13 protein-coding genes and 1 pseudogene are annotated in these 15276 nt (G+C 42.8%); 7 read left to right on the top strand and 7 right to left on the bottom strand.

Translation table 11 applies throughout. The features are described from left to right. Nucleotides 1-56 precede the first annotated feature (56 nt). Nucleotides 57-1481, top strand: coding sequence for an aspartate kinase (locus tag AB4180_RS09085; protein ID WP_102248726.1), 1425 nt, complete (start codon nucleotides 57-59; stop codon nucleotides 1479-1481). 229 nt (nucleotides 1482-1710) lie between these two features. Further along, nucleotides 1711-2331: an HAD family phosphatase gene (locus AB4180_RS09080; RefSeq protein ID WP_102248725.1), complete on the top strand. Its 621-nt coding sequence runs from the start codon at nucleotides 1711-1713 to the stop codon at nucleotides 2329-2331. Nucleotides 2332-2553: 222 nt separating this feature from the next. Here AB4180_RS09080 and AB4180_RS09075 read toward each other — a convergent pair whose 3' ends face one another. Both AB4180_RS09075 and add read right to left on the bottom strand, forming a co-directional pair. Further along, nucleotides 2554-3129, bottom strand: coding sequence for a sugar O-acetyltransferase (locus AB4180_RS09075; RefSeq protein ID WP_102248724.1), 576 nt, complete (start codon nucleotides 3127-3129; stop codon nucleotides 2554-2556). A 331-nt stretch (nucleotides 3130-3460) separates the two neighbouring features. Next, nucleotides 3461-4459 carry an adenosine deaminase gene (add, locus tag AB4180_RS09070; RefSeq protein WP_102248723.1) on the bottom strand — a complete coding sequence of 333 codons (999 nt, stop codon included), beginning with the start codon at nucleotides 4457-4459 and terminating at the stop codon, nucleotides 3461-3463. A 120-nt stretch (nucleotides 4460-4579) separates the two neighbouring features. Here add and AB4180_RS09065 point away from each other — a divergent pair, with 120 nt between their 5' ends. After that, nucleotides 4580-5566 (top strand): LysR substrate-binding domain-containing protein, encoded by a 987-nt coding sequence (locus AB4180_RS09065; RefSeq protein ID WP_102248722.1) that lies wholly within the window; start codon nucleotides 4580-4582, stop codon nucleotides 5564-5566. 85 nt (nucleotides 5567-5651) lie between these two features. On the opposite strand, the gene AB4180_RS09060 is transcribed toward AB4180_RS09065, so the two are convergent. After that, nucleotides 5652-6443, bottom strand: a complete 792-nt coding sequence (locus tag AB4180_RS09060; protein WP_102248721.1) for a helix-turn-helix domain-containing protein — start codon at nucleotides 6441-6443, stop codon at nucleotides 5652-5654. Between the two features lie 98 nt (nucleotides 6444-6541). Here AB4180_RS09060 and AB4180_RS09055 point away from each other — a divergent pair, with 98 nt between their 5' ends. Next, nucleotides 6542-7675, top strand: a complete 1134-nt coding sequence (locus AB4180_RS09055; protein ID WP_102248720.1) for a multidrug effflux MFS transporter — start codon at nucleotides 6542-6544, stop codon at nucleotides 7673-7675. A 230-nt stretch (nucleotides 7676-7905) separates the two neighbouring features. On the opposite strand, the gene AB4180_RS09050 is transcribed toward AB4180_RS09055, so the two are convergent. The 4 genes and pseudogenes from AB4180_RS09050 to AB4180_RS09035 form a co-directional block, all read right to left on the bottom strand. Further along, nucleotides 7906-9426: an SgrR family transcriptional regulator gene (locus AB4180_RS09050; RefSeq protein ID WP_102248719.1), complete on the bottom strand. Its 1521-nt coding sequence runs from the start codon at nucleotides 9424-9426 to the stop codon at nucleotides 7906-7908. 10 nt (nucleotides 9427-9436) lie between these two features. Further along, entirely contained in the window at nucleotides 9437-10447 is a 1011-nt protein-coding gene (locus AB4180_RS09045) for a Gfo/Idh/MocA family protein (RefSeq protein ID WP_372081822.1), read from the bottom strand. Nucleotides 10448-10560: 113 nt separating this feature from the next. Further along, a complete protein-coding gene (locus AB4180_RS09040; protein ID WP_102248717.1) occupies nucleotides 10561-11460 on the bottom strand; it encodes a homocysteine S-methyltransferase family protein in 900 nt (299 codons plus the stop codon). A gap of 136 nt (nucleotides 11461-11596) precedes the next feature. Continuing rightward, a pseudogene (locus AB4180_RS09035) lies at nucleotides 11597-11793 on the bottom strand (IS110 family transposase); the annotation flags it as partial. 93 nt (nucleotides 11794-11886) lie between these two features. On the opposite strand from AB4180_RS09035, the gene AB4180_RS09030 reads away from it, so the two are divergent. The 3 genes from AB4180_RS09030 (at nucleotide 11887) to AB4180_RS09020 (ending at nucleotide 14985) form a co-directional block, all read left to right on the top strand. Beyond that, nucleotides 11887-12474: a hypothetical protein gene (locus AB4180_RS09030; protein WP_102248716.1), complete on the top strand. Its 588-nt coding sequence runs from the start codon at nucleotides 11887-11889 to the stop codon at nucleotides 12472-12474. Nucleotides 12475-12856: 382 nt separating this feature from the next. Next, the gene (locus AB4180_RS09025; RefSeq protein WP_198592231.1) at nucleotides 12857-14593 is read left to right on the top strand and encodes an S-type pyocin domain-containing protein; all 1737 of its coding nucleotides are present in this window, start codon (nucleotides 12857-12859) and stop codon (nucleotides 14591-14593) included. After that, nucleotides 14590-14985 (top strand): hypothetical protein, encoded by a 396-nt coding sequence (locus AB4180_RS09020; RefSeq protein ID WP_102248715.1) that lies wholly within the window; start codon nucleotides 14590-14592, stop codon nucleotides 14983-14985. Before AB4180_RS09025 ends, AB4180_RS09020 begins: the two co-directional genes overlap by 4 nt. The last annotated feature ends 291 nt before the right edge of the window (nucleotides 14986-15276 follow it).

Raw genomic sequence — 15276 nt, 5'->3', positions numbered from 1 at the left:
TCACCCCAATTTCCATTTATCTAGTCTTTATTGCTTCTCTATAACTAAGGTCTTTTATGACATTTACCGTAGAAAAAATCGGCGGTACATCCATGACAGCATTTGATGCTGTGCTCGACAATATTATTCTCCGCCCGAAAAATCCGTACAATCGAATTTTTGTTGTGTCAGCTTATAGCGGGATGACAGATGCACTTTTGGAGTGCAAAAAAACAGGCAAGCCAGGTGTTTATCAATTGATCGCAATGCGTGATGATTCTTGGGAAGAAGCGTTATCTTACATTGAAAGCCGTATGTTGTTGATCAACGAGCATATTTTTGCAGATCCTATGAATCGTGCGCGTGCTGATAAGTTCATCCGGTCGCGTATTTCAGAAGCGAAGAACTGTATTACAAATATCCTTGAAACGTGTCAATACGGTCAGTTTTCATTGAGGCATTACTTGCCTCAGATCCGCGAGTTTCTCTCTTCAATTGGCGAGTCACATAGTGCGTACAATACGGCTCTTAAATTGAAAAATATTGGTATTAATTCAACCTTTGTTGACCTTTCTGGTTGGGATAACAAGACTCCTCAGAGTTTGGACGATACCATCAGAGACGCTTTTTCAGACATAAATGTGGCTGAAGAGCTACCTATAGTGACGGGTTATGCCTATTGTAAAGAAGGTTTGATGCATACTTATGATCGTGGTTACAGTGAGATGACGTTTAGCTGTATCGCGACTATGACCAAGGCATCACTGGCTATTATTCATAAGGAGTATCACTTTAGTTCGGCCGATCCAAAAGTCGTTGGGGTTAGCTCAGTTAAACCAATTGGAGCGACTAATTATGATGTTGCCGATCAGTTAGCAAACCTTGGTATGGAAGCTATTCATTCTAATGCCGCAGCAGGGTTGCGCGAGAGTGGAATCGAACTACAAATAAAGAACACTTTTGAGCCAGAGCATGAAGGTACACTGATTTCTTCAGATTACCGCCCAGACACCAATCAGATAGAGATTATTGCCGGAAAACAGAAAGTATATGCGTTGCATGTATTTGATCAGGGGATGGTCGGTAAGGCTGATAACGTCAGTTATGAACTAATGGAAATTATCGCGGATGCGAGAGTTAATCTTATCGGAAAAGAGATGAATGCTAACTCTATTACGTATTATCTAGGCGGTAGTTCAGAAAGTTTAAATAAGGTGTTTTATAAGGCAGAGAAGCGATATCCGAAAGCATCTATTTCGGGACGTATGGTCGCTATCATTTCGGCGATCGGCTCTCAAATTGACACCAATAAAACGCTAGCGAATGGCGTATTGGCTTTGATGAGCAATAGTGTTACGCCCATTGCGTTACATTCGTCGATGAGAAACGTGAATGTACAATTTGTTGTGAGCGACGATAAGTATCAAGAGGCCATTTGTGCATTACATGAAGAGTTTTTTGAACAAAAGCAAAAGGTCACATCATCAGTGAATGCTGCTTAAATAAAGAGCGGTGAGCCCATCCCATCGACTAACTGAACGTTTGATCTGTAGGGTTGAGACTGCAAAAAATTCTGTGTAAAGGCCATTTTTATGATGGCCTTTTTCGTACCTGCTCGATGACATATTGTGATTTCACTCCTCATTTTGTAAAACAAGGTTATGAACTTTGAGATGCGGCATTTAATGTCGGTGTTGTTGTTATTTTACGCGAATAATTCAGGAGTAAGGTATGAGTTCTCATCAAATAAAAAATGTCGTGTTTGACGTCGGCAATGTGATTGTACGTTGGTCGCCGCTAGAAATTACTCGCCTGACTTTCGGGGAACTTGATGATCTGGAAACCCAAGCGCGTTCAATTTTCCAAAGTACGATTTGGTTGGATTTGAACAAAGGGTTCTTAACCGAAAGTGAGGCCAAACTTCGCTACCAACAAGAGTTAGATTTATCTTCATTAGAGTGCGATCGCCTGTTCTACTACGTAAAGCAAACGCAGATCTTGCTGTACGGTTCTGTTGACCTCATCAAGCAAGTAAAACGAGCAGGTTATGCCGTGTATGCGTTAACCGATAACGTGGTTGAGATTGTTGAGTATCTAAAAGCCACCTACGAGTTTTGGCCATTGTTTGATGGAGCAACGGTATCGGCAGAGTTGGGTATGCTCAAGCCTCAACCTGAAATTTACCAAGCGCTGCTGTCTAATAATGCTCTTGAAGCTTCAGAAACTGTCTTCATTGATGATATACCTTACAACGTAGAAGGGGCGAAAGCTGTAGGTATTACCGGTATCCAGTTTAGTGATGCTGTGCAATGCGAGAACGCACTACGTGCTTTTGGCGTCGAATTGACGTGATCATGTAGCGAAGTGCTCAAATTATCTATATTTAGTCAGGTTTCTCTATGCAGATAGTCTAAGTAGAAAAGCTAAGTAGAAAATGACGGATAGAAAAGATTGATAAAAGCGAAAATGAATCGGTTAAAAAGAGGTGATATTTCATATGAACATCGCCTCTTTTTGTATTCGTTGTTCTAAGTAGCTTCATTCTACTGATACGTTTTATTCTTCTATTTAGCTTTATTGTTCAGTATTCAAATATCTAATCAATTTTGCAGGTGTGCCGCCGTATAGGCAATCTGGTGGTACATCGCTGTTGACCACAGAGTTAGCTGCAATCACTGAACGAGCCCCAATAGTCACGCCTTGGTTGATCACTGAATTACCGCCAACCCACACATCATCTTCGATTGTTATTGGTAAACAGAAGGTTTCCCATTTACGGCGGCTACGATAAACAAGGGAGTGTGATGGCGTATAGAATTGCGCACTTGGTCCAATTAAAACATTGTTACCGATCTTGATGTTCGCACCATCTAGCATTACTACGTTCATATTAATGAAGGTATCGTCGCCAATCTCGATGGTTTTGCCAAACTCACAATGAAAAGGGGGCTGGATTAAGCTGCTACTACCAACCTTACCAAATAGCTGCTCTTGCAATGTGTGTTGCTGGTCTGGATCTTGGTAGTTGTTGAAAGCCATTAGCGACTTTCTGGCATTGGAACGCATGGTATCAATTTCTTGGTCTGCACCATCATATACTTGCCCAGATAGCATCTTTTCTAGTTCAGTTTTAACGTTTGTATTACTCATGCTTGCCCACTTTCCGAGAGTCTCGGTTTAATACCAATCGTAGTAAATAACTGGTCATCCTAGCTGGTTAAAACGCTCAATAACTACGTTAGAAATTTTGATTGTAGAATAACTACTTATCGAAAATTTCTGCCTTGTTCTTAAGCCTTTTTCCTGCGCTATTTATGATCACTTACTTACTGTGATTGGTATAAATGACGAATACTGCAAGATTAGCGATTTTCAGGCATAAAAAAAGAGAAAAGCGTCAGCCTTTCTCTTCCTATTTTGTGCCTTTAAGCACTAATGCTAAGTGAGCCTAGCTATTCAGCCATAGGCGCGCTTTGCCAAATTAGATTTGCTCAACGAAACCCATTAGGTGCTGTTTCACTTCGTCTGAAGCGAAAGCGCTGTCGACTGAGTACTTGTAGATTTCAGCGTAATCTTCTTGTGTTAGGTCGAATGTTTCACACACACGCTTCACTTCGTTGGTCATGGTTGTGTTCGACACAGTACGGTTGTCTGTGTTGATCGTAACAACGATGCCGTCTTTCTTGAATTCAGCAATTGGGTGGTCGCTGAATTTGTGAATACATTTAGTTTGAACGTTACTTGTTGGGCAAGTTTCAAGCGCAACTTGCTTCTCTTTAACGATGTTGTATGCGTCTTCGTTACCTTGGATGTGAACACCGTGGCCGATGCGTTCAGCGTCAAGCATTGTCACTGCATCGTAAACGTTTTGACCATGCCATTGCTCGCCAGCGTGCACGGTAATGCGGTAGCCTTTTTCAAGAGCGTATTGTGTGTATTCAGGGAATTCAGCACAGAAGCCTGGCTTTTCGCCGCCTGCGATATCAAACGCCACAACACCTTTACCTAGGTAGGGTTGGCCTGCGTCGATTACGTCTTTGATAGAATCTTTAGGGAACATACGAAGCACAGACATGATGTAGTTGCCCTTGATGTCGTATTTCTCTTCAGCGCGCTTCATGCCTTTTACTGCACTTGCAATGATCGTATCAAGAGACAGACCTTTGTTTACGTGCAGGATTGGTGCGAAGCGAACTTCTAGGTATTTAACGTTCTCTAGTGCAGCGTCTTCGTAAAGCTCAAAAGAGATACGTTCAATTGCTTCTTCAGTCTGCATTACTTGTAGTGGCAGGCTGAAACAAGCCAGGTATTCATCTAGGTTTTTGCAATCTTCTGGCACAGTTAGAGATTGAACAACCGCGTCGCGATCTTCAGGTAGTTCGATATTGTACTGTTTTGCTAGGTCAATAATCGTATCTGGGCGAACACTTCCGTCTAGGTGGCAGTGTAAATCAATCTTTGGTAGTGCTAGAAAATCCATGAGTATTCCTTAATTCTATTATTCTTTGAGTGTTTTAACTCACATGCGCTAAATTTACCAAGACAATGATATGATTTAAAGTGACAATTAATCATCATTAACCTGAATTTAGGGAATATCATGGTAGATGTTAAAAGCTTACTTAAATGCGATATGAATTTGCTGCTTTGCTTGCACGTTCTGATTGAAGAACGAAGTGTGAGCAAAGCGGCTGATCGACTCTTTTTGAGCCAGTCTGCGGTAAGTAAACAGCTCACTAAGCTCAGAGCTTTGTTTGATGATCCGCTGTTTGAGCGTGAATCAAAGGGTCTATTCCCAACACCCAAAGCACTAGCGTTAGCACCTAAGATCCACCAAATTCTACTGCAGATCGAAAAGCTGACTGTTCCCGAAGTCTTCGACCCCAAAGACAGTGAGCGTACCTTTACTATAGACCTTGTCGAAACGGCGTACACGGCGATTTACCCGCATTTTATGCCTACGGCACTTGCAGATGCGCCTCACATCACCATCAACAGTTCAACGTGGAGCTGCGATAGCTTCAAGCGCTTACTCAAACGTGAGGTGGATTTTGGTATCGGTATCTTTGAGTTAGATGAGCGCGCTTCTACCCACGTGCAATGTATTCCTGATGAGTTGGATTACGTGGAACTGTGCTTGGATTACTCGGTGTGTTTGATGCGAAATGACCACCCAGCCTTGCAGGAAGAGTGGAACCTCGACACCTTCTTGAAGTATCGACACATACAGTTGGTGACGGGTGGAGCGGGTGACTGGTTATTGATGGAAGTGCTTAACTCAAAGCAGCTTGAAATCAACAAAGCCGCTAATGTTTCAGACATCACCAGTGCCATTAAGCTGTGTAAGCAGAGTGATTTACTTATGTGTTACCCATACAACTCAGTACGCGATTACATTGATAGCGGAGAGTTAGTGATGAAGCCTGTCCCGGTTGATTTGGTGCCAGGAGGCTTGTTCTTGTTGTGGCATAAATATTTCGATTCAGAGCCGAGCCATAAGTGGCTCCGAGATTTGATAGTCAATAAGACCCAAGACACTCCTGATGTCAGTCACAACTTGTCAGTCACAACTAAAGCACTTGATTAGTTGAATACCTATTAAAAAACCAGAACGCATATTCTGGTTTTTTGTTTCTGAGATTAGAGGGAATATGTGAATTTTGGAGCGAGAGTTAAGTTCTTAACTTAGTGAAAGCCAACGGTGTTTGCCCTGTTTGTTGCTTAAAAAAGGCAATAAAGGCGCTATCTGAAGAGAATTCAAGACGATGGGCAACATCACTGACAGGTAAGTGTTGAGCGAGTAGCTCAATCGACTTAATGAGTCGCCATTGCTGACGCCAGTCTTGATAAGTCATTCCTGTTTCAGCCCTAAATAATCGCGTGATAGTTTTAGTGCTCGCCCCAACCGATTGAGCGAGTTCATTGAGTGGTGGAAGCAAGAAATCTTCTCTTCCAACTTGCTCGCTAAAACGTTTTAATCGGCGATCTGTCGGCAGTGGCAATACCAAAGATTGCTGCTTCGCTTGATTGAATTCTTCCCAGAACAACGTACAAGTTGTGGTTGTTTTATTCATGGCGATATCCCAATCCCACAGCGCTATTTTGTTGATCAGTGCTTTCAATAAATCATCGACTTTGACTGTTGTGATTTCTGTCGGGCACTCGAACAGAGCGGTATCAAAATATAAAGAACGATAAGAGACCACATTGGTCATCTGCGCTCGGTGCGGCACGTGTGGCGGGATCCACACGGCTTTGGTCGGCGGTAAAATACACAGTGCATTGTCAAGCGTGAGCGTAATACAGCCGTATGGCGCGTAAAGAAGTTGCCCTTTATTGTGCTGATGGGTTCCAGAATCATGCTGTCCGAGATCTGCAGCAATCCCCACGACGTTTGCTTTGATGCCATTTGCATCAACGATTGAATCTACGTCAAATACGGTTGTTTCATTGATGAATGCCATTTGTCCCAATCTTGATGTTTTTGGTTTTAATGTTGTTAACGAGTCAAGGTTAGTTTCCACTAGACTGCCCGTCAAGTTGATTGATATTGGAATAAATGATGAAAACAAAACCTTCGCTATGGCAGATGATGGTGCTACTGATGTTTCCGCAAGTTGCAGAGACCATTTATAGCCCGGCTTTAGCTTCTATTTCGCAGTCTTTTGCTGTGACCAACGCTCAAGCCGCCCAAACCCTCTCGGTTTACTTTTCGGCGTTAGCGATTGGTGTGGTGGTATGGGGAATCTTGGCGGATAAGTGGGGTAGACGACCAATCATGCTGCTCGGGTTAACTATCTTTGCTTGTTCAGCAATAACGGCAATGCAAACCGAAAGCTTTACTGTTTTGATGTTGGCGAGAGCTACGAGTGCATTTGGTATCGCCGTTGGTTCTGTGGTGACACAAACCATGCTCCGTGATGTGTTTAGTGGTGATGAGCTTGCTAAGGTTTTTAGTTTTATGGGAATTGGACTATCGATCAGCCCTGTTGTCGGGATGCTCTTAGGTGGTCAGCTCGTTCATGTGGGCGGTCACCAAGCAGTATTCTCTGCGTTGTTTGCATTGGTCATGTTAGTGCTAATTTACAATGTAAAGATGCTTCCAGAAACTCAGCAGTCAAAACAGCCAATGCAACTTAAAGCGCTGGGTTTTAAGATGTTAAAAGATCGCCAAATTTGGACCTCTGCCATGCTGGTGGCGCTGTACAACATCGCGCTGTTTTCTTATTACCAATTAGGCGCTTTTACTTTTTCAGAACTTGGGCTCAGTGCAGAGATGTTTGGGTATAGCGGCGTTGTTTTGGGAGCAGGTACATTCCTAGGTAGCTACCTGAACAAGATACTATTAGACAAAGGTTTTTCTCAAAATACATTACTCAGCGTTGCCTGCGGTTTGTTGATGTTTGGCTCTTTGGGCGTGTTAGCGATGCAGCATCATATTGGGTTCTTGTTGCCAATGATGTTGGTGGTGATGGCGTTTGGTATCGCAATTCCTAACGTTTTAAGCCGTGCTTTGGTTAAGTACCGTTCACAAGCAGGCAGCGCTGGCGCGGTGTTAGGTTTGCTTTATTATTTGATGATTGGCTCTGGACTGGCCGTTGTTGGTATGGTGCAAAACTTAGGCGTGAGTTTGGTGTGTTGCGCGCTAATTGTGGCCGCTATTACTTTCACATCCAAGGTTAGAACTCGCTGTTAGTATTGGCTCAACGTTCGGCTAATTGATGATTTTAATACACAATCCTGCTTTTTGACCGAAGCAGGTTTTTAGGTTTTTCTCTAGAAGAAAGATCATATTGTCGCGGTAATACAACCAGTCTCTGCAGAGCGTATTGGTAGTGGCTCAGATTCAAGTCACAGCTATGCGATCGTCGGCTAAGCTCTATTATGTAAAAGTAGGTAAGGCTAGCAAACTTGTCTAGCCATAAATCACAAATGGTTGGTCCATAATTGGTCGAGTTCGCACCAACCGAAACCATTGACTTGTGCGTTGTGTATTTTATCAGAAACCTCTAAGTTGAACGACTCTTGCTTAAGCTCAACCACAACTCCAGAGTCATTCAACCAATGCTTGAGTGCTAACAGTGCATTCATCGCTAACTCAAAGTTTGGCTGGCTTTTTATTGAGGCTAAGCCTTGTTCGATTTTCTTTAGCATCTCAGCTGGCAGTGCTAAGTCCTCAAACGGGAAGCGAGTGAAAAAGCTTAACCACGAAGTGAAGGTGTCGTTCTCATCAATAATGCTGCATAGCGCGACGTCTTTGGTAGTTAGGTAGTTAGTTAGGTAGTGTCCATATTCCACGTTGGTTTTGTGGTCGCCAGACTTAGACAACTGCTCGAAAAGGGTTTGGCATTCAGAGGTGTCTTCAACGGTGAATTCACGAATGGTGTTCGACAACATCGGGTTTTGAATCTTAAAGAAGGTTGAGCCGAAATCCGGTTGGAAAGAATGGTCACCGCCTGTCACTGTGGTCGTTTTCTCGGGCAGTTTTACGCACACCTGATTTTGAGCACAGGCTTTGCTCTCTGCCCATTCCGGGTAGACCCACAACTCGACTCGATTGAGAATCGGCGTGCTGTGTGAATAGGTGCTATTACGGCTCAATCTCAACATCTTGCTAGAGAATATGTCCAATGAGAACGCGCCAGATCCAATCAGCCTATCAGCCGGTGACGAGTGATCGAATACGGAGGCTTCAACTCTGGAAAGTAAGCGCGGTAAATGCCAATCAGGTTGATTCAACTTTACGACAACCACATTGCCTGCCGAGACAGAGACCTCATCAATATGCTGATAACAGCGACGCCATATTTTGCTTTGGCAGAGTGAGTTAAGGTTGCGCGCTATGTCTTGAGGTTCGAGAGTTCTTCCGTTATGAAAGTGAACACCATTACGAATCTGAAAGTGCCACTGTGTCGCATCTTGATTAGGCTGCCAATGATAAGCCAGATCGCCGCTGAGTTTGCCGTGCTTAACGGAGGTTAGGCGTTGGCAAACTTGCATAACTAAGAAACGTTCGGTGCGTCTAAGCACGCGTTGAGGGTGAAGCGCTTCGAGTTCTCGGTGAAACGGGATGTACGCGATATTCTGCGTCGACGGATTGGTATTGCTTAGAAAGGCTTGTAACTCAGCGCCAGCATTGCGGCCATTGAAGCTTAAGGTGCTAAACACCTGTTCTATATTACCCGCATCGGCTTGGGTTTGTGTGTATTGGTAACACGCCTCAATGGGCTCAACCAGACACGTCAGTTGTGCTTTCTTGCTTCGGCCTGAGCTGGCTTGCCACTCAATCCAACCTTGTGCTGTCATCGCTTTTATTAAGGTCTGAACATGACGTTCACTCACGTGCAGCAGTGCGGCCAGTTGGTTGACCTGACAATGCGATACTCCAGGCCCAAAAGCCTGAAATATCTTTTCATACAGTTCAAGCTTGCGCTTAAGGTTGCCCAATTTTCTTTTCCTAACGACGAGGTTGAGTTAAATGTGGATAGCCAGAGTCAATCAGTGCTTTTTCCATCGTATCGAGAACTCGAGAGGTTATCTCTGAGCTTAGGATATCCGACTCAGTTTTGCCTTGAAGCACCAATCCTGAAAAATGGTCGATTTCAAATTCGAATCCATTCCCCGTTACTCGGTTGGTGATGGTCGACTTCTGCCCTTGATGTTCAATCTCAATAAAGGCCGGATTCCACCATTTTTCGTGGATGGTGATCTTGGTATCAGGCCCACTCAAATGTGCTGTTCGGGGAAGGTTCTGCACTGTTGATGCCGATATCTTACCGTTTATATCGCCAGAGAATGTAAAGCACGCATCGGTATCGACATCCGCGCCCTCATACAGACACGACATCTCTACCTGAGGTTTTGAAGGTTTCACACCCAGCGTTCGACACAAATCGTAGAAGAACCAAAGCCCATAGACCCCAACATCGAGCGTTGCTCCGCCTGACAAATCCGGATTGAAGATAAACAAATCGGGCTCATAGTCATGATGGTTACCAAAGCTGGCTTCGATTGAATCTATCTGAATGTTGTTATCGACCAAGAATGATTGGAGCTCACGATACGCGGGAAACACCACGGTTTTCATTGCTTCTAGCAACATAACACCATTTTGATTTGCGAGAGCTTTCATCTCCAGCCAATCATCAAGATTGGTGAAAGCGGGCTTCTCGACCAATACGTGTTTTTTATGGCTTAGAAACAGTTCAGCAAGTGGCTGGTGGTATGGATGAACGGTGGCGATGTAAACCGCTTCTACTGCTGGGTCATTCGCCATGGCTTCATAAGATCCATAAGCCTTGTCGCAACCAAACTTATTGGCGAACGTAGCTGCGCGTGAGTGATCCCTTGCGGCAACGGCATACAATTCACCATGCAGACAGTGCTCGGTTACAGCTGTTGCGAATCGATTAGCGATATTACCTAGCCCTGCGATACCCCATTTAATTTTGCGTTGCGTGTCGCTCATCAGTTGCTCCAAATCGTTGTTTTGTATCAGTGTACTCAGAGACGTCACATACAAATAGAGAACAGATTTCTCAACCTGTTCTCTATTTATTTTATTCTAGTTGAAGATCTGGATCAGCTCTGTGTGTGGCGTTTCCAATCGGCTAGGGCTTGAATGTGTTTTGGTCCAATACCGCAGCAACCACCGATAATATTCGCTCCCAGCGCGTGCCAGCGTTTTGCGTAAACTAAATAACCTTGGCCATCCAGTTCACGTATCTCTTGAAGCATATCATTAGCTTCATGTTCGCTGCTGATAGGTGCAAAGTTATTGGCGTAGACACCAATTTCTAAATCACTACCTAGCTCACCAATCACTTGCTTAGCATCGATAATGGCTTGATCCATCACTTCAGGCACTGAGCAGTTAAACATTATGCCTGTCGCGTTTGATTGGCAGGCAAGTTTGATCGCGTTTGTTACGCTTTCGCCAGAACGAATATTGGCACAATCGCCCTTGGTGTCTTCCAAACTGAATGCGTAGTAACAAGGTTTATCTGACTGCTTAAGAATCGCATGAATGGATTCGAACTCTTGCAGGCTACAGATGGTTTCTGCTATCCAAAGGTTGATGTTTTGGTCTTGCGCATCGTAAAGGGTTTGAATGATTGGCGCCGCTTCTTCGACCTTAAATAAGTCTGGTCGGTAGCTGCCAAATGGCGGTGGAATCGCGCCCGCAACTTTCACTGTTTGACAAGCCTTGTCAGCAACTGCTTTAGCCAGCTCACCAGACAGCGCGGCTAGTTCAAAGCCTCGTTGTTCAAAGAGCTCTTCACCCAAGTGAAAAGGCACACACGCGTAGCTATTGGTGATCAGGATTTCAGCACCTGCATCGACAAAGTTTTGATGCGCTTGGCTAACAAAGTCGGGTGCTTCAATCAGCGCTTGAGCACTCCAAAGCGGTTGAGAAAATGGCGCGCCAATTTCTTTGAGTTCTCGGCCCATGCCGCCATCAAGTATGGTTAGTGTTTTCATATTCAATACTATCTAAACTATTGCTGAAGTTCTGCCGTCACCATATCAGACAACTTTGCTAGACAGAAGCCATCAAGCCTCTGAGTTATCGAGAAAAGGTGTCGGACTGTCTTGGAGATAGCCACGTCATAATTTAGATTACTCTTTCCCAATAATGTGCACCACCACACGCTTCAACGCCTATACGCATGAGTGGCATATTTGCTATTGTAGTCAGTGGTTTAGAGCGGGATACTGACTTATGAAGTAAAACTTTACCATTTGGTCTACGGCATGAAGGCTAAAGTGGTTCTTAGCTCGGTCGATACCGCAGAAATAAGAATAATCAGACATGGTGCCCTCCGATGCATTTAAGTACCACATAAGTGTGGCAGATTCTCGGTAGGGGGAATCCATGTCATTCGTTAGCTTTCAATGGGAGACTTAATGGGGCAATTGCAGTTTGATCTATATGAAGAGTTTTCAAAGCTCGAATCTGAGGGCAGACTACCTGTACATCCAAGGCGGTGGCTAAATTCACTCGCTACAAAACCAATGTATCAAAGCCTGTATAAAAAACTAGACATTGAGCCTAAATCAACAGTCATATGGATAGACGGCAAAAAAAGTAAGATAGATTGTTACAGTAAGAAATTATCTAAAATTTATGCCCTAAAAAGGCATAGCTGCATTTTTACCGATGAAAGTGGGGTTTATCGGTATAGAAACTCAAATTTTGATTGGTTTCCATTGGAAGCGAGAGTCGTTGATCAAATGTGTTTACGAGATAAAACCTTAGATATTGAAACGCAAACCCCTGTTGGGAATATCGATTGCGAGAATGAAAGTACTATTTATGAAGTAAAGCGTAAATCGCATTGGAAGTCTGGGCTTGGACAACTATTGGCGTATTCAGTATTTAGACAAAGTAAGTCTAAGGTTTTGGTATTATTTGATAGTACACAGAAAATTAATATTACGCATGTAGAAAACGTGTGCAAGGAATACGATGTGAAAGTTGTATTTATCGATTGAAAGCTAACAGATAAGGATTAAGGTGTTGCGCAGCCAACACTAAATCCCAAGTGTTGAACAAGCCCGAAGCCACTTTATTAAGTAAATTGTACGATTGAACTTGAAGGGTGCACCGCTTTGAGGCTTTTCTCAAGGCGAGCAAGGTCAAGGTAAGATTACGATAGTAATCTTATCAACCAGTCAGCCATTTTTTGCTTATTTCGTCGTCACGCTTCCTTTGATTTCGTCAATGCCACTCTTCTTATTATCAATGCTTTTCGGCTCGGTGGGACGGCACACCTAGCTGTCTCATTTAGGTGTTTTAACTGTTAATTCAGTGAGATAGTCACCTTGTTCCAATGATAGAATTAGCGTCAGTATTTTATTATAGGTAAGCACTGCGATGACAACGAAAAATAGTATATTTCCACCTAACTCTATGGCGCATGACTCCCCAAATAGAACGCAACCGTTAGGTATAGAAGATGCTCGTTATCAAGAGGCTACCAAAGACAGTTTCTTTCCTAAGTGGTCGATAGCCTATGATGCAGAAGCAAGAAGTAGTAAAGGCGTGACTCCAGCAATTACAGATGCGGCAGTGACTCGTCAAAATGCGATAGCAGCGGAAACTGAAGCGGCCAACCCTCAAACTGCGAATACTAATTCATTAGCATCTAGTGATGCCACCTCTAATGTAATGAAAACGGTATCTGAGTTGTTTAGTTCAAGCTCTAAAAAATGCTTCGCCTCGAGTATTATGCCTGATGTTGATAAAACGCAATCTATCCCATTAAGAGAATACGGTGAAGTTGCGGTGTTAACATCAGGGAAAAGCACTGACTTTAAGAAGCGATTTTCCAAAATGACACCAGAGCAAGAGTTGAAAATTTTGTCTGGTACTAGCTTGGTGGATATGGCATTAAGCGACTTAGGTGCTTGGCGAATAACTCATAATGATGATGAGGTTCTTCCCGCGTGGTGTTTATTATTTTGTGCGTCGGGCATGAAAGCCGAGCACTTGATTAACCGTGAAGAATTTAACCAACTATCGAATGTAAATACAGAGCTTAAATTACGACTTCAAACTGATGAAAGTGGTAAGGAAGATTTAATTGCTTTTCACCGTGACGGTGAAAAGCTTCCTGTTATTCAAGCAGAGCCAAACCCAGAGAGTGGAAGTAAGGCTTTTAAAGCAACGCTCCCAAGTGGCGTTGTTATTGAGTGGAATGGTGTAAGTAAACAAGGCCCATTATTCCATAATGGGGCAGAGCGTAGATTTGGAAGTCTTCGACAAGAAAAAGTACTCCCAATTGACGGCAAGACTCAAGATATCGAGGGTGTTTCGGATGATGCTGTTGAAGAGGTTATAATTGCTTTTCCAAAGCAAAAATTCCTTGAGCCTTTGTATTTAGTGCTACCAAAATTCAAAGAAGAATCAAAAGTTACAATCAACCCTAAAAATATGTACTGGCCTCCGTATAACCCGTTAGCAAAAGATGGTGAAAAAGAGATAAATATAGAATACACACAAGATGTTGTTAAATTCGCAGTACTTGAACCTGCAGAGTGGACAGTTTTCTTTGATACTTTCGATAAATCTAAAACAGTAAAAGATACTGTTACTGGACTTTATAATGCAAGAGAAACCGCTAAAGCTTTGGGTGGTGTTGGTGTTACCGCACTAGTTAAAACCATTGATGGTGTTGATTATGTCGTTCTTAAAAACTATGACAAATGGTCACAGAGCTTGCTTCACGGTGGCGTATTTAAAGCAGATAATGCGCGAGTAATAAAGCTAGGTTTAGGTGCTTTGGACTCTGTAAAAGGAATGGCTAGGTTTGTTAAGGTTAGCGCCCCAATGGAGATATTGGTTGGCTCTGGAATAAATGTACTTCAATTTATAGTGAATGATGAATATACATTGAAAAAGCTAGGTGTAGATCAGGCTAAAATATTTGTTAATATCCTAGCAGTTTCTGGTTTGGCTATCGGTGCCGTATATTTCTTCCCTATATTGGGTGCGACGGCTTTATACTCCGGTGTTACTTTAGTTATTAGCTCAACAGTTGTTTGGACTGTCGACAAGCTTACTGATTTCGAAAGTAAATTTATTGAAAAAGTTTTGGGGTTATCAGAATGATGTACCGTGTTTTGTGGTTTATTTTTGCTCCTGCAATCATCTTACTATATGGGTGGGTCTGTGCCAATTTTCTATCTCCTTTTATTTTTAATGTAACGAAGGTTCTATACGAACCTATAGGTTACATTATTGGTATTTTGTTTGCTGGTTTTTTTACTATTTTAATTATATTCGGTTATAGATTTGTAGAAGTGGCTTTTTTAAAGGAAGCAAAACCAACCAGTAGGAAATTGAAAGCGTCGTTTATTACCGGTTTAGTTTTTGGTTTTTTTATTAATTACGCGACTTATGCTTTAATTATTGAGCCTAAAGGGTTAATGGAATGTCCAGCAGAGCTTGGATATAAAAAAAACCTAATGTCTGAGTATGTAATTGACCTTAAAGAATGCTAGGTTAATTAATCGATAATATGATGTGGATATAACAAATAAGGACTAAGTTGTTGCACATGCAGCACTAAATCCCGAGCGTTGAACAGGCCTGAAGCCACTTTATTGACTAAATTGTACGATTCCATTTGAAGGGCACATCGCTTTGAGGTTTTTCTCAAGGCGAGCGAGGCCAAGATAAGGTTGTGATAGCAACCTTATCAACCACTTATCTGCTTTTCGTTTCTTTCGTCGTCACACCTCCTCTGCTTTCGTTAATGTCATTTCCCTTGTTATCTATACCCGTGATCATTG

The organism is Vibrio sp. 10N.286.49.C3 (assembly GCF_041469545.1).
GTDB lineage: Bacteria > Pseudomonadota > Gammaproteobacteria > Enterobacterales > Vibrionaceae > Vibrio > Vibrio tasmaniensis_A.
This window is presented reverse-complemented; position numbering and strand designations above follow the sequence as displayed.